Genomic DNA, 26,876 nt, shown 5'->3' on the forward strand with positions numbered 1-26,876 from the left:
GTCTGCCCCGGCCGCCGCTCAGCGCATGCTGGAGACGATTTGCTGCAGCTTGCTGGAATCGGCGCAGAAGGCGCGTATGCCCTCGGCCAGCTTCTCGGTGGCCATCGGGTCCTCGTTGAGCTGGTAGCGGAAGGTTTTCTCGTCCAGCACGGCGCCGGCCACCGGGGTGGCGGCGCTGTCCTGGTTCAGCTTGCGTTCCACCGTGCCGCTGGCGTCGGCCAGCTGCTGCAGCAGGTCGGGGCTGATGGTCAGCAGGTCGCAGCCGGCCAATTCCAGGATCTGGCCGACGTTGCGGAAGCTGGCGCCCATGATCTCGGTCTGGTAGCCGAACTTGCGGTAGTGGTTGTAGATGCGCTTGACTGACTGCACGCCCGGATCCTCGGCGGCGGCGTATTCCAGCCCGGTGGATTTCTTGTACCAGTCGTAGATGCGGCCCACGAAGGGCGAGATCAGCTGGGCGCCGGCCTGGGCGGCGGCGATCGCCTGCGGCAGCGAGAACAGCAGGGTCATGTTGCAGTGGATGCCATCCTTTTCCAGCACGCGCGCGGCCTGCACCCCTTCCCAGGTGGTGGCCATCTTGATCAGCACGCGCTCACGCTCGATGCCGGCTTTCTCGTACAGCTTGATCAACTCGCGGCCCTTGGCAATCGAGCCGTCCACGTCGAACGACAGGCGGGCGTCGATCTCGGTCGAGACCCGTCCCGGGATGATGCGCAGGATTTGCTTGCCGAAGGCGATCAGCAAGTGGTCTATGGTGTCCGACACGGTGCCGTCCAGGTTGTCGCGCACGGCTTTTTCCAGCAGCGGCTTGTACTCGTCCTTTTGCACCGCCTTCAGGATCAGCGAGGGATTGGTGGTGGCGTCCTGCGGCGCATACGCCTGAATGGACTGGAAGTCGCCGGTGTCGGCAACCACGGTGGTGTATTTCTTCAGCTGTTCGAGTTGGTTCATGTGCATGCCGTTATGTTAAGGAGGAGCGTCCCTTATTGTATGGCCTGCCCGGCGCGCAGGTAAACCACAACAAACCCGTAACGCGTCCGGCACGATTTTGTAACAGCAGCGGATTTATTTTCAGAAAGCAACTATAATTGCCCAATTCGGCAGTTCCCTGCACTGGCGCCATATCCCCGCCCCAGTCCGAGCCTCGGTTCCCCCCATTGAACCGGCCACAGCGCTCCTTGAAACTTTCTACCCTGATGATGCATACCCTGGCTGACATGTTCACCGACCGTTCGGCGTCCGTCGCATATTTGTCCGGCGCCCACGACCCGTGGCTGGTGCTGTTTTCGGTCGTGCTGGCCATGTTCGCCTCCTTCATGGCGCTGCAGATAGGCGGCATGGCGCGCGACAGCGACCACCGGCTGCAGCGCCAGACCGCCATCGCCACCGGCGCCGTGGCGCTGGGCGGCGGCATCTGGTCCATGCACTTCATCGGCATGCTGGCCTTCGACCTGTGCACCCGGGTGGCCTACGACCCCGCCATGACCCTGCTGTCCATGCTGCCCGGCATGGCGGCGTCCTGGGTGGCGCTGTCCCTGCTGTCCAGCTTGCGCATCAGCCGGCGCCAGGTGCTGGGCGGCGGCCTGCTGGTGGGCGCCGGCATCGGCTCCATGCACTACAGCGGCATGGCCGCCATGCGCACCGCGCTCACCATGCAGTACGATTTGCCGCTGTTCCTGCTGTCGATCGCGGTGGCGGTGGTGCTGGCCATGCTGGCGCTGTGGATACGCTTCGGAATGGAGCGGCTGAACTTGAAGCCGATGGCGCGCCTGCTGGCCAGCGCCGCCGTCATGGGCCTGGCAATCTCCGGCATGCACTACACGGGCATGCTGGCATTGCGCTGGTCCGGCACGCCGGAGCCGGGCGCCGGCCTGATCACCCTGCAGGCGCCGTTCGTGGCGCTGGCGGTGGGCATCATCACGGTCACCCTGACCGTATTCGTGGCGGCCGCCAACGGCCTGCTGCGCTACCGCCAGCTGCTGCGCCATTCGGCCGACAGCGAGCGCCAGTACCGCACCCTGATCCGCAACATCCCGGGCGTGTCCTTCCACGCCGGCTACGGCGGCGAGTGGCCCATGCTGTTCATCAGCGACGCCGTCACCACCCTGACCGGCTGGACCCCGGACGACTTTACCTCCGGCCGGGTGCACCTGAAAGACCTGTTCCACCCGGACGACCGCCAGCGCGTCCACGACACCTGCGTGCAGGCCGCCACCGCCAGGCGCGACTTCGAAAACGTGTACCGCATCGTGCATCGCGACGGCCGCGAACGCTGGGTGCGCGAAAGCAGCGGCCCGGTGCCGGACAGCGCCGGCGTGGTGCGCTGGATAGATGGGGTGCTGATCGACATCACGGAAAGCCAGCTGCGCACCGCCGAATACGAGGGCAAGGTGACCGCCATCGGCCGCGCCCTGGCGGTGATCGAGTTCGACCTGCAGGGCACCATCCTGACCGCCAACCAGAACTACCTGGACCTGGTCGGCTACCGGCTGGACGAGATCGTGGGCCGCCACCACCGCATGTTCTGCGAGCCGGACTACGTGGCCTCGGCCGCCTACCAGGGCTTCTGGGACCACCTGGCGGCCGGCGGGTTCGACGCCGCCGAGTACCGCCGCCTGGGCAAGGATGGCAGGGAAGTCTGGATAGAAGCGTCCTACAATCCCATCTTCGACGCCGACGGCAAGCCGTTCAAGGTGGTGAAGTTCGCCACCGACGTCAGCGGCCGGCGCGCCATGCAGGAAAGCCTGCGCATGGCCAAGGAGCGCGCCGAGCAGGCCGCCGCCGCCAAGACCGCCTTCCTGGCCAACATGAGCCACGAGATCCGCACGCCGATGAACGCCATCATCGGATTCACCGAGGTGCTGCTGGGGACCGACCTGGACGAACTGCAACGGCGCCACCTGGGCACGGTGCGCAAGTCGGCGCGCTCCTTGCTGGAGCTGCTCAACGATATCCTGGATACGGCCAAGCTGGAAAAGGGTGCGGCCGAGCTGGAACTGGCCGATTTTTCGCTGCCCGAGGTGATAGGGCAGGTGGTGGAAGCACTGCACGTCACGGCGCGCGACAAGCAGCTGGAACTGGGCGTGGACTACGACACCGGCGCCGGCCAGTACTTCGTGGGCGACGCGCGCCGCCTGCAGCAGGTGCTGACCAACCTGGTGGGCAACGCCCTGAAGTTCACCGAGCGCGGCGCGGTGCGCATCGCGGTCGGGCGGCGCCAGGGCCAGCTGCACATTGCCGTGCGCGACACCGGCATCGGCATCGCGGCCGACCGCCTGGACAAGATCTTCGCACCCTTCACCCAGGCCGATTCCTCCATGAGCCGGCGTTTCGGCGGCACTGGCCTGGGCACCACCATCTCGCTGCAGCTGGTGGAACTGATGGGCGGCACCATCACGGTCGAGAGCACCCTGGGCGTGGGCAGCGTGTTCCATGTGCTGCTGCCGCTGGCGCGCGGCAAGCCGGTGGCGCCGGCGGCCGAGCTGCGCGAGACGCCGCTGCCGCCGCTGCGCATCCTGGCCGCCGACGATGCGGCGCAGAACCTGGAACTGCTGCAGATCCGCCTGGGCCAGGGCGGCCACCAGGTCACCCTGGCCGGTGACGGCGAGCACGCCGTGCGCGCCTACCGCGAGGGCCGTTACGACATCGTGCTGATGGACGTGCAGATGCCGAATATGGACGGGCTGGAAGCGACGCGCCAGATCCGCGCCTACGAGCGCGCGGCCGGACGCGCGGCCACCCCGGTGATCGCGCTGACCGCCAGCGTGCTGGAGTCCGACCGCCGCGCCGCCCGCGAGGCCGGCATGAACGGCTTCGCCTCCAAGCCGCTGGAAATGCACAGGCTGACGGCGGAAATCGCCCTGCTGCTGGGCCTGTCTCCGGCCGGGGCCGGCGCCGGGGCGGCGCCGGCGGCCGCCGCCAGCGCCCAGGTCGACTGGCAGCGCGGCAGCGCGCTATGGGGTGGCCGCGACACCCTGCGCAAGGCCATCGTCCGCTATTGCGAGGCCCATGCCGACACCGCCGCCCGCCTGGCCGCCGAGCTGGCGCGCGGAGACGCCAAGGCCGTGCACCAGCGCCTGCACCGGGTGCGCGGCGCGGCCGCCAACCTGTGCCTGACCGAAATCGAGCGCACCCTGGTGGCGCTGGAACAGGCCACCGGCCAAGGCGAGCCTGCCGGGCGATTGCTGTCGGCGCTGGACGCGGCGTTCGCGGCGCTGGCCCGGGAGCTGGCGCAGGAGGGGCAGCCTCAGCTTGGGCAGGCGCAGCCGGACACGCCGGCGGAGCAGGGCACGCAGACCGAGACCGACACGCCGGCGCAGCAGGCCGCTCAGGCTCGGCGCGCCGGGCGAGAGCAGCCCGGGCACGCAAGCCGGGTCGGGGCGGCGGCAGCGCCAGCGGCCGTGGCGGCGCTGGCGGCAGTGGAGCGCGAGGCAGCGCTGGCGGCGCTGGATGCCCTGGACGCCATCCTGGCCAGCGGCCAGGTGGACGACAACGCGCTGGCGCAGGTCAGCGCGCTGTTCGCGCCCCATGGCCAGCAGGCGCAGCTGGACGCCATGCGCGCCGCCATCGATGACTTCGAGCTGGAACGGGCTCGCGCCCTGCTGCAGTCGCTGCGCTTGGATGATGTTTCAACATGACCATGGCGTCGTTGCAGCTCCTCGCCGTGCAGGCGCACTGTCTTCGGAGCCGCGCCTCGCCACGCTCATGTTGAAAGCTCCTACCATGGCGTCGTTGCGGCTCTGCCCACGCTCATGTTGAAACGTCCTCTCAGGGCTGCCGCCCGGCGCCCTGGCCGCCCGAGGCTTGCTCGATGAGGCGGCCGATCTCGGCCAGCAGCTGGTCGAACGGGGCCGGCTTGCGGAAGAAGGCGTCGTAGGGCAGGCCGTCCAGGTCGCGCACCAGGCCGGCGCTGGTCAGCACGAAAGGGATGGGCGCCAGCAGCGGATTCTGGCGCCACGCGCGGCACAGCTGGCCGCCATCCATGACCGGCATCATGTAGTCGGACAGTACCAGGTCGGGCCGCTGCTGCTCGGCCAGGGCCAGCGCCTCGCGGCCGTTGGCGGCCGTGATGGTCCTGTAGCCGTGGTACTCGAACAGCAGGCTGTAGGTACCCGTGACGTCGAACTCGTCATCCACGATCAGGAGCAGCTTGGCTGCGGCGCCGGGCGCGGGCGAGACGGTGGCGTCGGTCATGATGGACAGCGGCGTGGGCCGTTCAAAGTTGTGGCGGCTGGGCCAGCACGCCGGCGCCCAGCCCTTCGATGGTCAGGCCGCGGTCGCTGATGCGCAGCAGATGGCTGGCCGCGTCGTAGCCATTCTCGCGTAGCTTGAGCACGCCGATCTGGCGCTGGTGCACGCCGCTGCTGTCGGCGTAGCGCAGCAGCAGGATGTTTTCAAACAGTACCGAGTCCGACACCGAGGGCTGGCCCGGCTGGCCGCCGAAATACGGCAGCTCCTGGGTGAAGAAGGTGGTCACGTCGCGGCAGCGCAGCTCGTTGACGAAGGCGGCCAGGAAGCCGCGCGCGCGGCCATGGTGCACGATCAGGTCGCGCAGGCCGTCCAGGCCGTCGATGAACAGGCGCGACACCTGGTGGCTGGACACTTGCCGCAGCACGCGGTGGGCCACGCCGTCCACCAGTTCCTCCAGCGGCGGATGCCACATGATGCGCAGGGCGCCGCTCTCGAGATAGGGCGCCAGCTGCAGGCCGATGCTGCGCGCCTTTTCCAGCAATCGCGCCGGCGATTCATAAAAGCCCAGCACCATGCAGGATTCGCCCTTGCGCAAGCCCTCATGGATGAAGTGCAGGCCCAGCAGGGTCTTGCCGACGCCCGGATTGCCCAGCAGGTTGGTGGTCGAGCCGCGCGCCACGCCGCCGTTGGTGAGCTGGTCCAGCCCGGCCACGCCGAAGCCCAGGCGGCGCAGGTCCACCTGCGGCGCCGGCACGGTCTGGGCCGCGATGGCTTCCAGGCGCGGGTAGATGGCGATGCCGCCGCGCCCCATCTCGAACAGGTGGCGGCCTAGCAGGTGCTTGCTGCCGCGTATCTTGAACACCTTGATCTCGCGCACCAGCTGCAGGTCCCGCTCGTACTGGCGCAGTTCGATCAGGCCGTCCACCAGGGTGTTTTCCGACTCTGCCACATTGCCTTCTGTGGGCGAGAGCAGGAAGGTGGTGCAGCGCATGGTGGATACCAGGGAATTGAGCGACAGCATGAACTCCGACAGGTCGAGGTCGGACGGACGGGCGTCGCGCACGCTGCGGAAGCCGTCCACGATCATCAGGTCCGGATTCTGGCTGGCCAGGGTGTCGGCGATGGACTTGAGCAGTTCGCGCAGGCCGCCCTTGGCCAGACTGCTGTAGGCGCCGATGAAGCTCAGGTGCTGGTCCACCAGCGACTCGTCGAAGAAGGAAAAGTTGCTCAGGTGGTTGAGCATCTTGCCGTGGGTTTCGGCGATCAGGGTCAGCACCAGCACTTTCTTGCCCTGGCGCGCATGGTGGAAGCCGATCTGGCTGGCCAGGGTGGTCTTGCCGCTGCCCGCCAGGCCCTGGATCAGGTACAGGCTGTGGGCCGGGAAGCCGCCGCCCAGGATGGCATCCAGGCCCGGCACGCCAGTGGGCAGCAGGGTGATGCGGTCGTTGCTGGGAGTATCGGTCATCGCTACGGTCCGGTGTTGGTATGGGCTGGGCGCTTGCCAAGTTCGCAAGATTACGCACCAGCCCCCACTGTAGCGCATACTCGCCGATTGCGGAAGCGGCGCGCGCTGCCGTGCGGTGGCCTGGCTAACCGATGAAGGAATCGAATTGCAGGTCGAATTCCTGCAGCGCCTTCTGCGCGTGCTGCATTTTGCGGCGGAAATCCGGACCGCGCTTCAAGGCCAGGCCGACCGCCAGCACGTCGATCACCACCAGGTGCGCCAGGCGCGCCGAGATCGGGGTGTAGGGGTCGGTGTTGAACACCAGGTCGATGGGGATCAGTACCGTGGCCAGTTCCGCCATCGGGGTGCCGGACGGCGCCAGCACGATCACGTCGGCGCCGCCGGTGCGGGCCAGCTTGACGGAGCGCACCAGGGCCGGGCTGTTGCCGCGCTGGGAAATCGCCACCACGCAGTCGCCTGCCCGCAGCAGGGCGGCGGCGATGCTGTGGATGGTGGGGTCGGCGTAGGCCACGGTGGGCACGCCGGAGCGGAAGAACTTGTGCTGGGCGTCGGCCGCCACGATGCCGGACGTGCCCTGGCCGTAGAACTCGATCTTGCTGGCCTTGGACAGGATGTCGAGCGCCTGCTGTATGGTGTCCGCGCGCAGGTTGTTGCGCAGGTCGAGCAGGGTGTTGATGGAGCGGCTGCAGATCTTGTTGACCAGGTCGGCCGCCAGGTCGTCCTGGGCCGGCTGCTCGTTCAGGCCGGGCAGGGCCAGGGCCAGGCCCTGGGCCAGCTTGAGCTTGAACTCGTGCCAGCCGTCGTAACCCAGGGTGCGGCAAAAGCGCACCACGGTAGGCTCCGACACCTGGGCGCTGCGGGCCAGCGCCGTGATGTTCTCGTTCACGGTCTGGGCCGGGTGCTCAAGCACGGCCAGCGCCACCTTGCGTTCCGATTTGGACAGCGAGTCGAGCTGGGTGCGGATGGAGTCCAGGAGCATTCGTGGTTTCCGTTAATCTTCTGGAAAGGGTGGAGCAGGGGTTTCGCGGAGCAAGCTCCGCGCCTGCGGAACGGGCCGGCCTTGCAAGGCCGGCCTCCTTGCGTTGCTGACTTCAGTCTTCAGGCAACGCTTCTTCACGCCACTGCAGGCCGTCGCGGCCGATCAGGGCAGAGGCGGCGGCCGGGCCCCAGGTGCCGGCGGCGTAGGGGATGGGCATGGAATCGTCCTGCTCCCAGTTATCGAGGATCGGTTCCACCCATTCCCAGGCCGCTTCCAGCTCGTCGCCGCGCATGAACAGGGTCAGCTGGCCGCGCAGCACGTCCAGCAGCAGGCGCTCGTAGGCGTCCATGCGCGGCGCCTTGAACTGTTCGCGGAAATCCAGCTCCAGCTCGGCCTGCTTCAGGCGCATGCCGTCGCCGGGCGTCTTGGCCATCAGGTTCATGCGCAGGCCTTCGTCCGGCTGCAAACGTATCACCAGCGAGTTGGGCGCGAAGCTGGAGGTCGGCTGGTTGAAGATGGAGTGCGGGATCTGCTTGAAGCGCACCACGATCTCGGCCAGCGAATCGGCCATGCGCTTGCCGGTGCGCAGGTAGAACGGCACCCCGGCCCAGCGCCAGGTGTCGATTTCGGCCTTCATGGCGACAAAGGTCTCGGTGCGCGAGGATTGCGGCGCATCCGGCTCGTCACGGTAGCTGGGCACGGCCTGGCCGTCCACGTGGCCGGCGCGGTACTGGCCGCGCACGATGTTCTGCGCCAGCGTGGTCGGGGTGAAGCGCTTGAGCGAGCGCAGCACCTGCAGCTTGGCGTCGCGCACGGCGTCCGGCGCGATCGAAGTGGGCGGCTCCATGGCCACGATGCACAGCAGCTGCAGCAGGTGGTTCTGCAGCATGTCGCGCAGCGCGCCCGAGGTGTCGTAATAGCCCATGCGGTTGCCCACGCCCAGCTTCTCGGCAATGGTGATCTGCACGTCGGAGATCCACTCGCGGCGCCACAGCGGCTCGAACAGCACGTTGCCGAAGCGCAGGGCCAGCAGGTTCTGCACGGTTTCCTTGCCCAGGTAGTGGTCGATGCGGTAGATCTGCGACTCGTTGAAGACCTTGCCGACCTCGAAATTGATCTGCTTGGCCGATTCCAGGTCGCGGCCCAGCGGCTTTTCCAGTACCACGCGGGCGTTGGGGGTGGCCAGGCCGTTATCCTTGAGGTTGTCGCAGATCTGGGCGAACAGGTGCGGCGGGGTGGCCAGATAATAAACCCAGGTCACGCCGCCATCCTTGCGCAGGGTCTCGGCCAGCGGGCCGTAGCTGCCGGAATCGGTGGCGTTCAGCGAGACGTAGGTGATGCGCGCTGTAAAGCGGGCCCAGGCGGCCGGGGTCACGGCCGGCGACTTGATCAGGGGACGCGAGGTACTGTCCACGATCTTGAGGAATTCCTCCTGGCTGCTGTCCTGGCGGCCCACGCAGATGATGCGGGCGGTGGGCGGCAGGTCGTTGGCGACATCGCGGGCATACATCGCGGGCAGCAGCTTGCGCATCGCCAGATCGCCGCTACCGCCAAACAAAACCAGGTCAAAGTCGTTGAGAGCCATAATCGTGTGTAAAAGTGTGGTGGGCCGGAAGAATTGTGTAAATTTACTACGTTGCAAGTCGTGATGCAAGAAAATTTACTACGGCATGGACGTCGTGGGCTGGGCTGACATGCGGCGCAAACGCCACGCTTGACGGGCACACAGTTGCTCAACGGAAAATAAGTGCTACAATTTCGCTTCTAGTGCATGCGATCCGCGACGGTCCGCGCCCCATTGCGTTGCGACTCCGCTCATCACGCCAGCATGCGCCGCCCTTACGCGGCACCCTACACCGCGGCCCCCTACCTGCCGCAGCCCTTGTCGACGTTTATTGTCCACGCGGTCATCGCCCACGCAATCATGGGCCACGCAGACATTTCCATTATAGCTGTGCCGCACGCCGTGCCGCGCTATGGAGTATCCATGAAAACTACCTACGATCCCTTGCAAGTGATAGCCGTCCAGGCCGACCGCATGATGCTGTGCGTGCTGTGGGCCCTGATGCTGTTCTCGCTGGCCCTGGCCGGCTTGCACGATACCTGGCTGCTGGCGCTGCTGGTCGGCCTGCCGGCCGCCGGCCTGCCCACCGTACTGTATTTCAGCGCGTCCGGGGCGCTGCCGACGCGCTGCGTGGTGGCCACCTCGGTGATGGTGTTCGCCGGCCTGAACATCCATCAGGGCGCCGGCCTGACCGAGTTGCACTTCGGTATCTTCGTCTACCTGGCCTTCCTGCTGGCCTACCGCGACTGGCGCCCCATCGTGGTGGCGGCCGGGGTGGCCGCGGTGCACCACCTGAGCTTCCATTATTTGCAGGAGTGGGGCTATGGCGTGCTGTGCTTCACCCGTCCGCAGCTGTCGACCGTATTCATCCACGCGGCCTACGTGGTGGTGGAGTCGGGCGTGCTGATCTTCCTGGCCACGCTGCTGCGGCGCGCCGCCACCCAGGCCGCCGAGCTGGAAACCATCGTCTCCGCGCTGGCCGCCATCGAGGGCCGCATCGACCTGTCCGTAGCGGGCCCCGAGCCGCGCAGCCGCCTGGCGCGCTCGCTGCGCCAGATGATAGGCACCATGCGCAACACCCTGTCCGGCGTGCGCGACGGCGCCCACACCATCGCCGACGCCTCCAGCGAAATCGCATATGGCAATGCCGACCTGTCGCGCCGCACCGAGCGCCAGGCCAGCAGCATAGAACAGACCGCGTCCTCCATGGCGCGCCTGGCGGCCGCCGTGCGCGAGAACAACGAGAACGCCCGCCAGGCTAACGAGCTGGCGCAAAGCGCCTCCACCATCGCCCAGAAGGGCGGCGAGGCGGTGCGCGAGGTGGTGGCCACCATGGGCGACATCCACGCCTCCTCGCGCCAGATCGTGGACATTATTTCCGTGATCGACGGGATTGCCTTCCAGACCAACATCCTGGCCCTGAACGCGGCCGTGGAAGCGGCCCGCGCCGGTGAGCAGGGCCGCGGTTTCGCCGTGGTGGCCTCCGAGGTGCGCAACCTGGCGCAGCGCTCGGCCGGCGCCGCCCGTGAAATCAAGGAATTGATCGGCAATACCGTGCAGACGGTGGAGGGCGGCCACAAGCTGGTCGAGGAAGCCGGCGCCACCATCCTGCAAGTGGTGGACAGCGTGCAGCGCGTGACGGCCATCATGGGCCAGATGAGCAACGCCAGCCAGGCGCAGAACGAGGGCATAGAGCGCATCAACAGCGCCATTGGCGAATTCGACGAGAGCACCCAGCAGAATGCCGCCCTGGTGGAAGAGGACGCGGCGGCGGCCGAGGCGCTGGCCCAGCAGGTGCATCACCTGACCGGGCTGGTGGCGGCCTTCAAGCTGGAGGGCGGCAATGATGGCCGCGAAGACGGCGGCCAGCGCCGCCTGGCGCTGCAGGGTTGAGCCATGTGCCCCTATCGTGGCACGCCCGTGGCTACGCGCGGTAGGCGGGCTCCGCGCGGCCCGGCACCGGCAGCCGCACGGACAGCAGCTTGCCGTTCTGCGCGTACTGTTCCAGTTCGGCTGCAGGCCGCGCGCCGGCGCTCGTGATGTAGAGCGTGCGCAGGTCGGCGCCGCCAAACGCCACCATGGTGGGGCAGCGCGCCGGCAGCGCGATCTGGTCCAGGATCTCGCCTTCCGGCGAGAGCTTGACGATGCGGGCGCCTTCGAACTGGGCGCTCCAGTAATTCCCTTCGCTGTCGACGGCGGCGCCATCGGGACGGCCGCCGTAATGGTTGGCCTTGTCGGTGGAGAACTGGCGCAGCAATCGCTGGTTGGACGCCGTGCCCGTGGCCAGGTCGTAATCGTAGCGGCGCACCTGGTGCGAGGTGGTGTCTGCGTGGTACAGGATGGTCTGGTCCGGGCTGAAGCCCAGGCCGTTGGAGACCGTGGCGCCGCCGGCCCAGGCCAGGCGCACCTTGCCCTTTTCAAGCACATACATTTCCGCGGCCTGGCGGTCGCGCGGCTCGTAGATGGTGCCGACCCAGAAGCGGCCGGCGCCGTCCACCCGGCCATCGTTGTAGCGGGTGGTGGCGGTGTCGTAGGGCGCCGGCGCGATGGACGTGAGCACCGGCGCGTCGCCGGCTGCGGCCGTGTCCAGGTGGGCGAAGCCGCTGCGCAGGGCCACGACCAGGCCGCCCCGGTCGCTGTGCGCCAGCGCGGCCGGCTCGCTGTCCAGCTTCCACTGGCGGCGCGCGCCCGTGGCCGGATCCCAGCGGTGCACGGTAAAGGCCGGAATGTCGACCCAGTACAGTACCTGCTCCACAGGATGCCAGAGCGGGCATTCGCCGGTCTGCATCACCTCGTCGACCGCCACTTCCACTTGATACTTGCTCATACGCCGTTCCTCAGATGTGCCGGGCGGCCTTGGCCATGGCGATCAGGCCGTTGGTCGAGCTGTCATGGCGGGCTGGCTCGGCCTCGCCGGCCAGTTCCGACTGTATGGTCTTGGCAAGCACCTTGCCCAGTTCCACGCCCCACTGGTCGAAGCTGTTGACGTCCCACAGCACGCCCTGCACAAAGGTCTTGTGCTCGTAGAGGGCGATCAGGGCGCCCAGCGCGGACGGGGTCAGCTGGTCCATCAGGATGGTGTTGCTGGGACGGTTGCCGGGGAAGGTCTTGTGCGGCACCAATGCCACGATCTCGGCCTCGGACAGCTTCTGCGCCTGCAGGTCGGCGCGCACTTCGTCGGCGGTCTTGCCGGTCATGAAGGCTTCCGACTGGGCGAAGCAGTTGGCCAGCAGGGCGTCGTGGTGGCCGGCCAGGTCGTGGGTGGGGCGCAGGGCGGCGATGAAGTCGATGGGCGTGACATCCGTGCCCTGGTGCAGCAGCTGGAAATAGGCGTGCTGGGCGTTGGTGCCGCACTCGCCCCACACCACCGGGCAGGTCGGGGTGTCGACTTCGGCGCCGCCGGTGGTGACGCGCTTGCCGTTGCTTTCCATTTCCAGCTGCTGCAGGTAGGCCGGGAAGCGGTTCAGGTCCTGGTGGTAGGGCGCGATCGACAGCGAACCTGCGCCCAGGAACTGGCGGTTCCAGAAGCCGACCAGGGCCAGCAGCACCGGCATATTCTGTTCCAGCGGCGCGCTGCGGAAGTGCTCATCCAGGGCGTGGGCGCCGGCCAGGAAGTCGCTGAAGTAGCCGAAGCCCACCGCCAGCGCCACCGGCAGGCCGATGGCCGACCACACGGAGTAGCGGCCGCCCACCCAGTCCCAGAACGGGAACATGTTGGCGGTGTCGATGCCGAACCGGCTCACGGCTTCGGTGTTGGTGGACACGGCCACGAAATGGCGCGCCAGCGCCTCCTCGGCGGCGTGCTGCAGGAACCAGGCGCGCGCGGTGCCGGCGTTGAGCATGGTCTCGGCCGTGGTGAAGGTCTTGGAGGCGACGATGAACAGGGTGGTTTCCGGATTGACCTGGCCCAGCACGGCGTCCATGTCATGGCCGTCCACGTTGGACACGAAGTGCATCTTCAGGCGCGGGTGGGCGTAGGAGCGCAGCGCCAGCACGGCCATTTTCGGACCCAGGTCGGAGCCGCCTATGCCGATGTTGACGATGTCGGTGATGGGCTTGCCGCTGTGGCCCAGCCAGGCGCCATTGCGCACGCGGTCGGTGAAGTCCTTGATGCGGTCCAGCACGGCGTGCACGTCGCCAGTGACGTCCTGGCCGTCCACGTGCAGGGCTTTGCCGCGCGGCAAACGCAGCGCCGTATGCAGCACGGCGCGATGTTCGGTAAGATTGATGCGCTCTCCGGCGAACATGGCGTCGCGGCGCTGTTCCACGCCGCGCTCGCGCGCCAGGTCCAGCAACAGCGCGATGGTGCCGGCGTCCAGGCGGTTCTTGGAATAATCGAGGAACAGGCCGGCCGCCTCCACGCTCAGCTTGTCGAAGCGCTGCGGGTCGGCGGCAAACAGCTGGCGCAGCTGCCAGTGGCGGGCGTGGTCGGCGTGGGATGCTAAGGCAAGGAAACTGGCGGTGGAAGTCAGGGCAGGCTGGCGCATAATGGTCGGCGTGGTCTAGGGTTGGGACTTGTCAACAAGTCCATTATTGCGAATCATACAGGATAATGCGGTAAATTCACTACAGTTCCGTGACATGCCGTGCCGGCACGCATTTACGGGGCAAGGCGTTCATGACGTTCTGAAACTGGTTTACATGGGTTGGGCTCATAAACAATCCCAAGCATAATAAAATGCGTTGTATGCAACCATTTTGTAGTAAAATTTCACGGAATTCATCCATACAAGGAAACCGATCATGGCGGTGCACCCAGTTCTCGAATCCGTAACAGCGCGCGTCATCGAGCGCAGCAAGCCTTCCCGCGGCGCCTACCTGGCGCACCTGGAGGCGGCCCGTTTCAAGGGCGTACAGCGCGGCGCGCTGGCTTGTACCAACCTGGCGCACGGCTTCGCGGCCTTCCCCGCCAACGACAAGCTGGCCCTGCGCGAACTGCGCAAGCCCTCGGTGGCCATCGTCTCGGCCTATAACGACATGCTGTCGGCGCACCAGCCCTTCGAGACCTTCCCGAAAATAATCAAGGACGCCGTACGTGAAGTGGGCGCGGTGGCGCAATTCGCCGGCGGCACGCCGGCCATGTGCGATGGCGTGACCCAGGGCCAGCCGGGCATGGAACTGTCGCTGTTCTCGCGCGACGCGATCGCCATGGCCACCGCCGTGGCGCTGTCGCACAATATGTTTGACGCCGCCGTGTACCTGGGCGTGTGCGACAAGATCGTGCCGGGCCTCTTGATCGGTGCGCTGCACTTCGGCCACCTGCCGGCCGTGTTCATCCCCGCCGGCCCCATGACCACCGGCATCTCGAATTCGGAAAAAGCCAAGGTGCGCCAGCTGTACGCCCAGGGCAAGGTTGGCCGCGAGGAGTTGCTGGAGGGTGAATCGCGCTCCTACCACGGGGCAGGCACCTGCACCTTCTACGGCACCGCCAACAGCAACCAGATGCTGATGGAAGTGATGGGCCTGCACCTGCCGGGCGCCGCCTTCATCACCCCCAACACCCCGCTGCGCGATGCGCTGACCGCCGCTGCCGCCCAGCGCGCGGCCCAGATCACCGACCAGGGCGGCGAATACCTGCCGGTCGGCCATGTGATCGACGAGAAAGCCATCATCAACGGCATCGTGGCCCTGCTGGCCACGGGCGGCTCCACCAACCACACGCTGCACCTGGTGGCGATCGCGCGCGCGGCCGGCATCGTGATCGACTGGAATGACTTCAACGAGCTGTCGGCCGTGGTGCCGCTGCTGTGCCGCATCTATCCGAACGGCGAAGCCGACGTCAACCACTTCCACGCGGCCGGCGGCACCGGCTACGTGATCCGCGAACTGCTGGACGCCGGCCTGCTGCACGAGGACGTCAAGACCATCCTCGGTTTGGGCCTGCGCGCCCACTGCACCGAACCCTTCCTGGCCGAAGGCGGCAAGGGTGTGGTGTGGAAGGAGGCGGCGCCCGTGTCCGGCGACGACAAGGTGCTGCGCCCTGCCAGCGCGCCATTCTCGCCGGATGGCGGTATGCGCCTGGTGCAGGGCAACCTGGGCCGCGCCGTGATGAAGGTGTCGGCCGTCAAGCCCGAGCATCAGACCGTGGAAGCGCCGGCCATCGTGTTCGATTCCCAGGAAGCCTTCATGGCGGCCTACAAGGCCGGCCAGCTGGACCGTGACTTCGTGGCCGTGGTGCGCTTCCAGGGCCCGCGCGCCAACGGCATGCCGGAACTGCACGCGCTGACCCCGGCGCTGGCCAACCTGCAGGACGCCGGCCGCCACGTGGCGCTGGTGACGGATGGCCGCATGTCGGGCGCGTCGGGCAAGGTGCCGGCCGCCATCCACGTGTCGCCCGAGGTCCTGGCCGGCGGTCCGCTGGGCCTGGTGCGCACCGGCGACATCATCCGCCTGTGCGCCAAGGACGGCACGCTGGAAGCCAAGGTCGACTCGGCCACCTGGCATGCGCGTTCGCAGGCCACGGCCGACCTCAGTCCGAATACCATCGGCATGGGGCGCGAGCTGTTTTCCATGTTCCGCCAGTGCGTGAGCGAGGCCGAGCAGGGCGCCGCGACCTTCCCGCTGCCGTCGCCGGTGGGCACCACGGTCGAGCTGCACGCCGAGGAAGCCGTCACCAAGGTGCCCGGTTCCGATGAAGATTTCCTGATCAAGAAAGAAGCCTGATATGACCCTGTCCCTGCTCGATATTATGCGCACCTCGGCCGTGATCCCCGTGATCGCGATCGACGATCCCGACCACGCCGTGCCGTTGGCCAAGGCCCTGGTGGCGGGCGGTATCCGGGTGCTGGAAGTGACCCTGCGCACCGCGCACGGCCTGGGCGCGATCCGCGCCATGTCGGAAGTGGAGGGCGCCATCGTCGGCGTCGGCACCCTGACCAAGCCGGAGGAATTCGCCCAGGCGCGTGACGCCGGCGCCGTGTTCGGCGTGTCGCCCGGCCTGACCCCGTCGCTGGTCGCGGCGGCCAAGAGCAGCGGCCTGCCGCTGCTGCCAGGCGTGATGACGCCGTCCGAGGTGATGGCGGCGCGCGAGCAGGGCTTTTATCAACTGAAGCTGTTTCCGGCCGTGCCCGCCGGCGGCGTGGGCATGCTGAACGGGATTGCAGGCCCGCTGCCGGACGTGACCTTCTGCCCCACCGGCGGCATCTCGCAGGAAACGGCGGCGCAGTTCCTGGCGCTGAAGAACGTGGCCTGCGTGGGCGGCTCCTGGCTGACCCCGAAGGACGCCATCGCCGCCGGCGACTGGGACCGCATTACCGAGATTGCCAAGGCCGCCAGCAGCCTGCGTTAAGAGGCCATTTCAAAAAGACCGTGGCGTCGTTGCGGCGCCTCGCCACGCTCATTTTGAAACGCCCTCTAAGCCTGCCGTAAACGTGCTGGAAGTCCCGCCGCCTCGCGTTCGCGGATTTCCAGCATTGCCGTCTTCAGCGCGCTATTCATCAGAAACTGGTAGCCGCATCCTTGTTTCAGCGCTTGCGCTTGAAAAAATTCGATTACCTCGTTGTCCAAGGCAATAGGCAGTCGTGTTTGGTTCGGCGCTGCAACTACGGGACCCCGAACGCCTTTGCTGAAGTCATATTCCCTGCGCATGATATTTCCTCGCTTCACTGGCACTGGCTTTGCGCGCGGTGATCAGCCGGGTACATGCGCCGCGCGGAGTATGGACGACAAATAATACCCGGCTATGGTATCCGCGCCCAGCGTGATGAAACGCTGTTCGCCTATGGCGTCGCTATCCTCTATCGTGATGGAATAAGGATCCCGCAGTGCTTCTTCCGCTTTGGTGAAGCTCACTTTGTGCTTGCGCAGGTTGGCATCGGCTTTGGCGGGATCGAATTCGATGTGCGAATAAGTATGCATAGGCATACCTATACCGTCAAGCGACGCCAGGCGCTGTGCGCCAGCTCAATCGCCTAGCTGGCGCAGCGGTTGCGGCCGGCGCGCTTGGCCTGGTACAGGGCGCGGTCGGCTGCGCCGATCAGGGCGGCGACGTCGATCTCATCGCCTGGGTGCTGGGTCGCCACGCCTATGCTGACCGTCACGTGGCGCAGGCCGCCGCTGTGGCGTTCGTGCGGGATGGCCAGTTCCAGCGCGCGGGCGCGCAGGGTGTCGGCCAGCGCCGCCGCCTGCGCCGCCTCCGTCTCCGGCAGGATCACGGCGAATTCCTCGCCGCCGTAGCGCGCCATCAGGTCGCAGGGGCGCTTAAGCATACCCGACAGCGCGGCCGTCACCTGCATCAGGCACTGGTCTCCCTTCTGGTGGCCGTAGTGGTCGTTATAGGCCTTGAAGTGGTCGATGTCTATCATCAGCAGCGACAGCGCGGTGCCGTTGCGGCGCGCGCGGCGCTGCTCCTTTTCCATGGCCACGTCGAAATGGCGGCGGTTTGCAATGCCGGTCAGCCCGTCCGAGAAGGTCTGCGAGCGCAGCACCATGGCCTGCTCGCGCAGCAGCTTCTCGCGCCCGACCGCCAGGCTGACATCGCTGATCTGGATCAGGCAGTGGCGGCTGCCGCCGGGCACCGCAATGGGGCTGACTTCCAGCGCCTGCTGCAGCCTTTCCCTGCCGCCGCCGGCTGCGTCCACGGCCGGGTTGGCGTACAGCGGGAACGGCGCCTTGTTCAGGCTTTGCGACAGCAGGGAGGGAAAGTTGTTGTGCAAGGCCTGGCCGATGGCGGCGTCCACGCGCTGGCCGCGCAGTTCGGGGAACAGCTCGAACAGCTCGCGCCCCAGTACAGCCTCCGCCGCCAGCCCGCTGTGTCGCACCATCCAGCTGTTCCACAGCACGATGCGGCGTTCGCCGTCCAGCACCACGGCGCCCAGGTTGACCGAGCACAGCACGCTGTGCAGCAAGCCTTGCCTTTCGATGGGGGCGTCCATGCTCAGCCTTGTCCCATCGCGCGCGCGATGTAGAGCTTGATATGGTCCTGCAGGTCCGCTTGCGCCACCACGTCCAGCACAAAGGCGACGTAGCCATGGATCTGGTGTTTCTCCAGCACGAAGTCGATGTGCAGCATCAGCACCACCTCGCTGCCGCCGCCGGCATTGAGGATCTGGCCGCTGGTGCCAATGTGGTAGCGGGGCAGCGATCCGCTCAGCTCGCGCTGGAAGATGGTGGCCATGGCGCCGACGCAGGAATTGAGGATGATGTTGCCGATCTCGCACAGGGCTTCCTGTTCCATCTCGGTCAGCTCCTGCAGCGGGATGGCTTCGCCTATCATCAGGCGCACGATTTCCAGGCTTTTATCCTCGGGGAACATGACCAGGGCCTCGGTCTGGAATTCGCCGGCGTATTGCTGGCTGACCCCGCAGATGCGCTCGGGGCCGGGCTCGGAACGGCCCAGCTGGCGCGCCACCTCCCCGCGTTCCACGAAGTTGATGGAGGGCACCGACAAGCGCACCGGCTCACGTACGATGGTGCTCATGGCCGCCGCCGCCTGGGTGGCGCCGATGTTGAAGATTTGCACCAGCGCATCGCTCTCCAGTTCGGACAGGGCGATCATGGCAGACAGGGGCCGAGGTAAGAGGTGCAGAAGTAAGTATTGGTCGTTCTCATGTCGTCTTTCCGGCGATCTTGAAGTACTGGACCCTAGCGTGGCCATTTTCGCACAAGCGCGGTGGAAAATGCACTATCCGTTAAAATAGCGGCACTCCAGCTTTCTCCTTTCTATTTTAGCAATCATGACTCAAGACGAACTGAAACAGGCGGTGGCCCGCGCGGCCATCGAATACGTGGTCGATGGTGAAATCATCGGCGTCGGCACCGGCTCGACCGCGAACTTCTTCATCGATGAACTGGCCAAGATCAAGGACCGCATCAAGGGCACCGTGGCGTCCTCGGAAGCGACGGCGGCACGCCTGCGCGGCCATGGCATCCCCGTGTTCGACCTGAACGACGTCGAGTCCATCGCGGTGTACATCGACGGCGCCGACGAGATCGACGCTTCCGGCGCCATGATCAAGGGCGGCGGCGCGGCCCTGACCCGCGAGAAGATCGTGGCCTCGGTGTCCAGGCAGTTCGTCTGCATTGCCGACGGCTCCAAGCTGGTGGAAGTGCTGGGCAAGTTCGCCCTGCCGGTGGAAGTGCTGCCCATGGCGCGCAACGCCGTGATGCGCCAGCTGGCGGCCCTGGGCGGCCAGCCCAGGCTGCGCCTGAAGGACGGCCAGCCCCACATCACCGACAATGGCGGCGAGCTGATCGACGTGTCCGGCCTGGCCATCGCCGATCCGAAAGGCCTGGAACAGCAGATCAACCAGATCGTGGGCGTGGTGGCGGTGGGCCTGTTCGCGGCGCGCGGCGCCGACGTCTGCCTGCTGGGCACTGCCGACGGCGTGCGCAAGCTCACCTTCTAGAACCCGTTTCAAAAAGACCATGGCGTCGTTGCCGCTCCTTGCCGTGCATGCGCACTGCCTGCGTCGCGGCGCCTAGCCCTGCTCATTTTGCGACAGGTTCAATGAAAACGGCCCGCGCAGGCGGGCCGTTTGCAGGCAAGGGCGCAGGGCGCTCAGGCGGTGGGCGGCACGTAGCCCATGGCCTGGTCGGCGCCTTCGCCGAAGAAATGCTTCTCCATTTGCGTGGCCAGGTATTTGCGGGCGCGCACGTCGGCCAGGTTGAGGCGGTTTTCATTGACCAGCATGGTCTGGTGCTTGAGCCACGCGGCCCAGGCTTCCTTGGACACCGACTCGTAGATGCGTTTGCCCAGCTCGCCCGGATACGGCGGGAAATCCAAGCCTTCGGCTTCCTTGTTGAGTTTAATGCAATGAACGGTGCGGGCCATCGGGGTTGCTCCTGAAACGGTGGGTGTAAAACAGCGATTATAAGGTTTTAATCAAAACCTGGGATTTGCGCTGCCAGTTATACATGCGCTGGCGGTCCTTGGGCAGGGCGTCCACCGTGGCCGGAGCGAAGCCGCGCTTGATGAACCAGTGTGCGGTACGGGTGGTCAGCACGAACAGCTTGGTCAGGCCCAGGGCGCGGGCGCGGTTTTCCATGTGCTTGAGGATGCGTTCGCCGTCGCCCTGGGCCTGCACCTCGGGATTGACGGTCAGGCAGGCCATTTCGGCCATCTTCTGCTCCGGGAACGGATACAGGGCGGCGCAGCCGAAGATCACGCCATCGTGCTCGATCACGGAGAACATCTCGATCTCGCGTTCGATCAGCTCGCGGCCGCGCTTGACCAGGGTGCCATCGGCCTCCAGCGGCTCGATCAGCTTGATGATGCCGCCCACGTCCTCGATGCTGGCCTGGCGCAGCGATTCCAGGTTCTCGTGCGAGATCATGGTGCCGACGCCATCGTGGGTGAACAGTTCCAGCAGGGCCGAGCCGTCCATCGCGAAGGGCACGATGTGCGAGCGCTCGACGCCGTTGTCGCAGGCCTTGATGCAGTGCTTGAGGTAGAAGGCGGTGGCGTCCGGCAGGAAGCCGGCCTGCAGCACGGCCTCGGCCTGGTGCGAGGACAGTTCGTGGATCTCGACCCCGGCGGCGTCCTTCATCATCTCGGTCTCGGTGATGAAGATCAGCTTGTCGGCGTGCAGGGCGATGGCGGCGCTGCAGGCCACGTCTTCCATGGTCAGGTTGAACGCTTCGCCGGTGGGCGAGAAGCCCAGCGGCGACAACAGCACCAGGCCGTCCGAGCCGAGGATGGAATGGATGGTCTCGGCGTCCACCTTGCGCGTCACGCCGGTCAGTTCCAGGTCCACGCCGTCGATCACGCCCAGCGGCTTGGCCGTGATGAAGTTGCCGGAAATGATACGGATCGCCGCGTTCGACATGGGTGTGTTGGGCAAGCCCTGGCTGAAGGCGGCCTCGATGTCCAGGCGGAGTTCGCCGGCGGCTTCCTTGGCGCATTCCATGGCGGCCGGATCGGTGATGCGCACGCCGTTGTGGAAGCGCCCTTCTACGTTGCGCAGGGCCAGTTGCTCGGCCACCTGGGGCCGCGAGCCGTACACCACGGTCACGTTGATGTCCAGTGCGTGCAGCAGCGACAGGTCGTGCGCCAGCACCTGCAGGGCGCCGGCCGCCACCAGTTCACCGGGGAAGGCGACCACGAAGGTCTTGCCACGGAAGGCGTGGATGTAGGGCGCGACAGAGCGCAGCCATTGGACGAATTGGGTAGGGTTTTCCATTGGCCGCATTATAATTCGCTGCGCGACTTGCGCGCTAAAAAATACTTGTAAAAAACAATGTCTGAAGCCAGCAACAAACCTCAAACTCCGAGCAACTCTCCCGCATCGTCCTCCGACCGCCGCCCACCGCGCCCGCAAGGGCAGGAGGGCAGGGGCGGGCATCCGCGTGGCGGACGAGGTGACGGCGTCCCGGTGGGCGAGGGCGCGCCGCGCGCCGCCACTGCTGGCGAGACGCGCCAGCGTGGCGGCCGCCCGCCGCGCCTGACGCCGGAAGAGCAGGCCGCCAGGGCGGCCGAAGCGGCGTTCCGCAATCCGCTGCCGCCCATCACCTATCCTGAGGATTTGCCGGTATCGGGCCGGCGCGGCGAGATTGCCGAGGCCCTGCGCCGGCACCAGGTCATCATCGTCTCCGGCGAGACCGGTTCCGGCAAGACCACCCAGCTGCCCAAGATCTGCCTGGAGCTGGGACGCGGCCAGGCCGGCCTGATCGGCCACACCCAGCCGCGCCGTATCGCGGCCTCGTCCACCGCCAAGCGCATCGCCCAGGAACTGGGCTCGCCGCTGGGCGAGCACGTGGGCTTCAAGGTGCGCTTCACCGACACCCTGAACAAGGGCGCCTCGGTCAAGCTGATGACGGACGGTATCCTGCTGGCCGAGACCCAGACCGACCCGCTGCTCAAGGGCTACGACACCATCATCATCGACGAGGCCCACGAGCGCAGCCTGAACATCGATTTTTTGCTGGGCTACCTCAAGCAGCTGCTGCCGCGCCGCCCCGACCTGAAGGTGATCATCACCTCGGCCACCATCGACGCCGAGCGCTTCGCGCGCCATTTCGCCATGCCGGACCGGCCGCCGGTGCCGGTGATCGAAGTGTCTGGCCGCTTGTACCAGGTGGAGGTGCGCTACCGCCCGATCGAGACCGATGTGCCGAACAAGGCCAACCCGGGCGGCAATGCGGTGGCCATCGCCAACGCCGAGGGACGCGGCGCCCGCACCGCCGCCGCGCGCGAGAAGCGCGACCTGATGGATGCCGTGGTCGATGGCGTCGACGAGCTGTGCCGCATCGGTTCCGGCGACGTGCTGGTGTTCCTGCCCGGCGAGCGTGAAATCCGCGACTGCGCCGAGGCGCTGCGCAAGCATCATCCGCCGCATGTGGAAATCCTGCCGCTGTTCGCCCGCCTGTCGGTGGAAGAGCAGGAGCGTGTGTTCCGCACGACCAATGCGCGCCGCATCGTGCTGGCCACCAACGTGGCCGAGACCTCGCTGACCGTGCCCGGCATCCGCTACGTGGTGGACGCCGGCCTGGCGCGCGTCAAGCGCTACAGCTACCGCAACAAGGTCGAGCAGCTGCAGATCGAGCCCATCGCGCAATCGGCCGCCAACCAGCGCGCCGGCCGCTGCGGCCGCGTGGCCGACGGCGTCTGCATCCGTTTGTACGACGAGCAGGATTACCTGCAGCGGCCCAAATTCACCGAGCCGGAAATCCTGCGCTCGTCGCTGGCCTCGGTCATCCTGCGCATGAAGACGCTGCACCTGACCGATGTCGAGAGCTTTCCCTTCATCGAGCCGCCGCTGGCGCGCGCCATCGCCGACGGCTACCAGCTGCTGCAGGAGCTGGGCGCGGTGGACGAGTACAACCAGCTGACGCCCCTGGGCCGCAAGCTGGCCAAGCTGCCGCTGGACCCGCGCGTGGGCCGCATGATACTGGCCGCGCATGAGAACGTGTGCCTGGACGAGGTGCTGATCATTGCCTCGGCGCTGTCGGTGCAGGACCCGCGCGACCGGCCGCTGGAAGCGCAGCAGGCGGCCGACGAGGCCCATAAAAAATTCGCCGATGAAAAGTCCGAGTTCACCAGCTACCTGAAGATCTGGCGCTGGTTCGAGAACGCCATCGAGCACAAGAAAACCAACCGCCAGCTGCAGGACAATTGCCGCGCCAACTTCCTGTCCCAGGTGCGCCTGCGCGAGTGGCGCGACGTGCACTCGCAGCTGCTGACCATCGTCAAGGAGCAGGGCTGGCGCCTGAACGACAGCCCGGCCACCTACGAGAACCTGCACCTGGCGCTGCTGACCGGCCTGCTGGGCAACGTGGGCTTCAAGCAGGAGGAAGAGGCAGGCGCCGGTTTCCTCGGCGCGCGCGGCATCAAGTTCCATATCTGGCCCGGTTCCTCGCTGCTGAAAAAGCCGGGCAAGTGGATCATGGCGGCCGAGCTGGTGGACACCACCCGGCTGTACGCGCGCTGCGTCGCCAAAATCGAGCCGGAATGGCTGGAGAAGGTGGGCGGCCATTTGCTGAAGAAATCGTGGGGCGAGCCGCGCTGGGAAAAGCGCTCGGCGCAAGTCACGGCATCGGAACGCGCCACCCTGTACGGGCTGGTGGTGTACAGCCAGCGCCGCATCAACTACGGCAAGTTCAATCCGGCCGAGGCGCGCGAGATCTTCATCCGCGACGCCCTGGTCGGCGGCGACTACGAGACCCGTGCGCCGTTCTACGCCCACAACCACAAGCTGGTGAAGGAAATCGAGAACCTGGAGCACAAGTCGCGCCGCCAGGACGTGCTGGTGGACGAGCAGCTGATTTTCGCCTTCTACGACAAGCTGATACCGTCCGAGGTGGTGAACGGCGCCGGTTTTGAAAGCTGGCACAAGGAAGCCACCGCCGCGGAACCCAAGCTGCTGTACCTGAACCGCGACGAGCTGATGCGCCACGAGGCGGCCGGCGTGACCACCGACCTGTTCCCCAAGACCATGTCGGTAAGCGGACTGGAACTGCAGCTGACCTACCACTTCGAGCCGGGCAGCGTGCGCGATGGCGTGACGCTGGCGGTGCCGCTGTATGCGCTGAACCAGCTGTCGCGCTCGCGCGCCGAATGGCTGGTGCCGGGCATGCTGAAGGAAAAGGTGCATTTGCTGCTGAAATCCCTGCCGCAGAAGCTGCGCCGCCATTGCGTGCCGTTGCCGGAGTACGCGGCCAAATTCTGCGAGCGGGTGCAGGAAGCGCACGCCTTCGGACGGGGAGAGCTGGTCGATGCCATCATCGACGATATCCGCGAGCAGCTGACCATCCGCGTGCTGACCACCGACTTCAAGCCGGAGACCCTGCCCGCCCACCACTTCATGAACTTCAAGGTGATCGACGAGCATGGCCGCCAGCTGGACATGGGCCGCAACCTGGCCACGCTGCAGGCCGAATACGGCCATCAGGCGCGCGACAGCTTCCAGAAAATGGCCGAGGCATCCGGGCCCCAGTCCACGGTGGCGGCGCGCGCCGTCAGCCCGGCGCCTGTGGCTGCCGCAACCGGCAAGGCCTCCGCCAAGGCCGCGCCAGCTGCTAATGCTGCGGCTGCGCCGGCCAGCAACATCACGCTGACCAACCTGACCTCGTGGACCTTTGGCGAGCTGCCGGAAATCCTCGAAATCCAGCAAGGCAAGCTGACCCTGATCGGCTTCCCGGCGCTGGTGGACAAGGGCACCTGCTGCGACCTGGAAGTGTTCGACGATCCCACCGTGGCCGAGCGCACCCACCGCACCGGCCTGCGCCGCCTGTTCGCGCTGCAGATGAAGGACCAGATCAAGTTCATCGAAAAAAGCATCCCCAACCTGCAGCAGATGGGCATGCAGTTCATGTCCATGGGCACCCAGGAGGAGCTGCGCGAGCAGATCATCAACAAGGCGCTGGACATCGCCTGCCTGCAGGACCCGCTGCCGCTGGATGCGGCCGCCTTCGCCAAACGCAAGGACGAGGGCAAGTCGCGCCTGGTGCTGCTGGTGAACGAGATCGCGCGCCTGCTGTCGCAGGTGCTGACCGAGTTCCACGGCCTGCCCAAGCGCCTGCAGGGCTTGCCGCAGCAGGCCGCGCAGGACATGCAGCAGCAGCTGCAGGGCCTGGTGCACAAGCGCTTCCTGTCCGAAAACGACTACAGCCAGCTGGCGCACTTCCCGCGCTACCTGAAGGCCATGAACGTGCGCATGGAGAAGCTGCGCGCCGATCCGGCCCGCGACGCCAAGCTGATGGCGGAATGGCAACAGGCCGCCGCACCCTATTTGCGCGCCAGCCGCGACAAGCAGGCCGGCAAGAACACCGATCCGAAGATGGTGGAATTCCGCTGGATGCTGGAGGAGCTGCGGGTGTCGCTGTTCGCCCAGGAGCTGCGCACGCCGATGCCGGTATCGGCCAAGCGCCTGCAGAAAGTGTGGGAGTCCATGCTGCGCTGACGCCCCCTAAAGCGGGGTGGCGTACCGACGCGCGGACGGCGTGGTGCCAGACTGTCCGCTGCACGGGAGGAGCGCGATGAAGGCCGATATCGGGAATACGTCATGGTGAAGCTGGCGCCGGGAGTGCGCCTGCTGCGCAGCCTGGCCAAGGGCGGCAAGGCCCAGCGCCGCGCCATCGGCAAGGCTACCGAGGCGCTGCTGGCGCCCCTGTTGTCCGCGCCGCCGCGCCGCGCCAAGGCGGGAGCCAAGGCGGGAACCAAGGCGGGAACCAAGGCGGGAACCAAGGCGGCGGTCAAGTCCAAGCCATCCGCTGCCAAGCCGTCCATACCCAAACCCGTCCACACATCGCCGGCGGCGCCGAAGCCCGTGCCCAGGGCCCGTGCTGCCGCCGCATCGTCCGCTGCCGGTGCGCGCGCCGTCGCCCCGGCGCCGGCGCCGGGCAAATGGCTGGCGGCGCAGCACACGGTGGCGGCCGGCTCAGGCCTGCCGGCCCAGCGCATCAACTACTGGCTGTATTTGCCCGATCAGCCCACCCCGCCGCAAGGATGGCCGCTGGTGGTGATGCTGCATGGCTGCCAGCAGACCGCCACCCAGTTCGCGCAGGGCACGCGCATGAACCAGGTGGCCGAGCGCATGGGCTATGCGGTGCTGTATCCGCAGCAGTCGCTTGGCAACCATGCGCAGCGCTGCTGGAAGTGGTACGAGCGCGCCACCCAGCAGGGCGGCGGCGACCTGCCCCTGGTGATGGGCGTGCTGGGCGAGGTGATGGCGCAGTATGCAATCGACCGTAGCCGCATCTACGCCGCCGGCATATCGGCCGGCGCCGGGATGGCGCACATCCTGGCGCTGCATCGTCCCGAGCTGATCGCGGCGGTGGGCCTGCATTCCGGCCCGGCCTTCGGCGCCGGACACAGCCCGGTGGGCGCGCTGGCCGTGATGCGGCATGGCGCGGGACTGCGCACCGAGGCCGCCATCCACGAGCTCATGCAGGCGCGCGCGCGCTTTCCGGTCCTGCCCACCATCCTGATCCAGGGCTGGGGCGATACCGTGGTGCGGCCGGTGAACCAGCAGCAGCTGGTGCGCCAAAGCCTGCTGCTGAACGGCCTGCCGCCCTCGGCGCCGCCCAGGGTGACGCTCAAGCCGGGACGCGGCGCGCGCCACGGCGCGCATCGGATCGAGGATTACCACGATGGCCGCAAGCTGGTGCTGCGCGTGGCCCGGGTGGACGACCTGCCGCATGCCTGGAGCGGCGGCGACGCTACCCACAAGTTCAACCACGCGGCCGGGCCGGATGCCAGCAGGATGCTGCTGGACTTCTTCAAGCGCCAGCGCCGGCGCTGA

At 66.8% G+C, this 26,876-nt stretch carries 20 protein-coding genes; 7 read left to right on the top strand and 13 right to left on the bottom strand.

Annotated elements, in window-relative coordinates; genetic code table 11:
- Positions 1-18 precede the first annotated feature (18 nt).
- Positions 19-951, bottom strand: coding sequence for a transaldolase (gene tal, locus ACLB1G_RS14675; RefSeq protein ID WP_491627961.1), 933 nt, complete (start codon positions 949-951; stop codon positions 19-21).
- A 266-nt stretch (positions 952-1,217) separates the two neighbouring features.
- Between tal and ACLB1G_RS14680 the strand changes: the two genes are divergently transcribed.
- Positions 1,218-4,637, top strand: coding sequence for an MHYT domain-containing protein (locus tag ACLB1G_RS14680; protein WP_491627962.1), 3,420 nt, complete (start codon positions 1,218-1,220; stop codon positions 4,635-4,637).
- Between the two features lie 130 nt (positions 4,638-4,767).
- Here the strand turns inward: ACLB1G_RS14680 and ACLB1G_RS14685 are convergent, their stop codons facing one another.
- The 4 genes from ACLB1G_RS14685 to zwf form a co-directional block, all read right to left on the bottom strand.
- Complete coding sequence (locus ACLB1G_RS14685; RefSeq protein ID WP_491627963.1) at positions 4,768-5,193, bottom strand: response regulator; 426 nt, start codon at positions 5,191-5,193, stop codon at positions 4,768-4,770.
- A gap of 22 nt (positions 5,194-5,215) precedes the next feature.
- The gene (locus tag ACLB1G_RS14690; RefSeq protein ID WP_491627964.1) at positions 5,216-6,655 is read right to left on the bottom strand and encodes an ATPase domain-containing protein; all 1,440 of its coding nucleotides are present in this window, start codon (positions 6,653-6,655) and stop codon (positions 5,216-5,218) included.
- Positions 6,656-6,779: 124 nt separating this feature from the next.
- Positions 6,780-7,634: an SIS domain-containing protein gene (locus ACLB1G_RS14695; RefSeq protein ID WP_491627965.1), complete on the bottom strand. Its 855-nt coding sequence runs from the start codon at positions 7,632-7,634 to the stop codon at positions 6,780-6,782.
- Between the two features lie 112 nt (positions 7,635-7,746).
- Entirely contained in the window at positions 7,747-9,219 is a 1,473-nt protein-coding gene (gene zwf / locus ACLB1G_RS14700) for a glucose-6-phosphate dehydrogenase (protein WP_491627966.1), read from the bottom strand.
- Between the two features lie 402 nt (positions 9,220-9,621).
- Here zwf and ACLB1G_RS14705 point away from each other — a divergent pair, with 402 nt between their 5' ends.
- The gene (locus ACLB1G_RS14705) at positions 9,622-11,091 is read left to right on the top strand and encodes a methyl-accepting chemotaxis protein (protein WP_491627967.1); all 1,470 of its coding nucleotides are present in this window, start codon (positions 9,622-9,624) and stop codon (positions 11,089-11,091) included.
- A gap of 31 nt (positions 11,092-11,122) precedes the next feature.
- Here ACLB1G_RS14705 and ACLB1G_RS14710 read toward each other — a convergent pair whose 3' ends face one another.
- Positions 11,123-12,025, bottom strand: a complete 903-nt coding sequence (locus ACLB1G_RS14710) for an SMP-30/gluconolactonase/LRE family protein (protein WP_491627968.1) — start codon at positions 12,023-12,025, stop codon at positions 11,123-11,125.
- A gap of 10 nt (positions 12,026-12,035) precedes the next feature.
- Positions 12,036-13,685 carry a glucose-6-phosphate isomerase gene (gene pgi, locus ACLB1G_RS14715; RefSeq protein ID WP_491627969.1) on the bottom strand — a complete coding sequence of 550 codons (1,650 nt, stop codon included), beginning with the start codon at positions 13,683-13,685 and terminating at the stop codon, positions 12,036-12,038.
- Positions 13,686-13,941: 256 nt separating this feature from the next.
- On the opposite strand from pgi, the gene edd reads away from it, so the two are divergent.
- Together edd and eda are read left to right on the top strand one after the other, a co-directional pair.
- A complete protein-coding gene (edd, locus tag ACLB1G_RS14720; RefSeq protein ID WP_491627970.1) occupies positions 13,942-15,861 on the top strand; it encodes a phosphogluconate dehydratase in 1,920 nt (639 codons plus the stop codon).
- A gap of 1 nt (position 15,862) precedes the next feature.
- Positions 15,863-16,486: a bifunctional 4-hydroxy-2-oxoglutarate aldolase/2-dehydro-3-deoxy-phosphogluconate aldolase gene (gene eda, locus ACLB1G_RS14725; protein WP_491627971.1), complete on the top strand. Its 624-nt coding sequence runs from the start codon at positions 15,863-15,865 to the stop codon at positions 16,484-16,486.
- A 65-nt stretch (positions 16,487-16,551) separates the two neighbouring features.
- On the opposite strand, the gene ACLB1G_RS14730 is transcribed toward eda, so the two are convergent.
- Genes ACLB1G_RS14730 through ACLB1G_RS14745 form a run of 4 tightly spaced genes read right to left on the bottom strand, consistent with a single transcriptional unit; the run spans position 16,552 to position 18,694 of the window.
- On the bottom strand, positions 16,552-16,785 hold the full coding sequence (locus ACLB1G_RS14730; protein WP_491627972.1) for a BrnA antitoxin family protein: 234 nt from the start codon (positions 16,783-16,785) through the stop codon (positions 16,552-16,554).
- Positions 16,786-16,827: 42 nt separating this feature from the next.
- A complete protein-coding gene (locus tag ACLB1G_RS14735) occupies positions 16,828-17,055 on the bottom strand; it encodes a BrnT family toxin (protein ID WP_491627973.1) in 228 nt (75 codons plus the stop codon).
- A 53-nt stretch (positions 17,056-17,108) separates the two neighbouring features.
- Entirely contained in the window at positions 17,109-18,071 is a 963-nt protein-coding gene (locus tag ACLB1G_RS14740) for a GGDEF domain-containing protein (protein WP_491627974.1), read from the bottom strand.
- A 2-nt stretch (positions 18,072-18,073) separates the two neighbouring features.
- Entirely contained in the window at positions 18,074-18,694 is a 621-nt protein-coding gene (locus tag ACLB1G_RS14745) for a chemotaxis protein CheC (protein ID WP_491627975.1), read from the bottom strand.
- A 178-nt stretch (positions 18,695-18,872) separates the two neighbouring features.
- Between ACLB1G_RS14745 and rpiA the strand changes: the two genes are divergently transcribed.
- Positions 18,873-19,544, top strand: a complete 672-nt coding sequence (gene rpiA / locus ACLB1G_RS14750) for a ribose-5-phosphate isomerase RpiA (RefSeq protein ID WP_491627976.1) — start codon at positions 18,873-18,875, stop codon at positions 19,542-19,544.
- Between the two features lie 152 nt (positions 19,545-19,696).
- Here rpiA and ACLB1G_RS14755 read toward each other — a convergent pair whose 3' ends face one another.
- A complete protein-coding gene (locus ACLB1G_RS14755; protein ID WP_491627977.1) occupies positions 19,697-19,969 on the bottom strand; it encodes an oxidative damage protection protein in 273 nt (90 codons plus the stop codon).
- Positions 19,970-20,006: 37 nt separating this feature from the next.
- Positions 20,007-21,317 (bottom strand): amino-acid N-acetyltransferase, encoded by a 1,311-nt coding sequence (gene argA / locus ACLB1G_RS14760; protein ID WP_491627978.1) that lies wholly within the window; start codon positions 21,315-21,317, stop codon positions 20,007-20,009.
- 57 nt (positions 21,318-21,374) lie between these two features.
- Here argA and hrpA point away from each other — a divergent pair, with 57 nt between their 5' ends.
- Both hrpA and ACLB1G_RS14770 read left to right on the top strand, forming a co-directional pair.
- Positions 21,375-25,535 carry an ATP-dependent RNA helicase HrpA gene (gene hrpA / locus ACLB1G_RS14765; protein WP_491627979.1) on the top strand — a complete coding sequence of 1,387 codons (4,161 nt, stop codon included), beginning with the start codon at positions 21,375-21,377 and terminating at the stop codon, positions 25,533-25,535.
- Between the two features lie 102 nt (positions 25,536-25,637).
- Positions 25,638-26,876, top strand: coding sequence for an extracellular catalytic domain type 1 short-chain-length polyhydroxyalkanoate depolymerase (locus tag ACLB1G_RS14770; RefSeq protein ID WP_491627980.1), 1,239 nt, complete (start codon positions 25,638-25,640; stop codon positions 26,874-26,876).

The organism is Duganella kummerowiae (assembly GCF_053572355.1).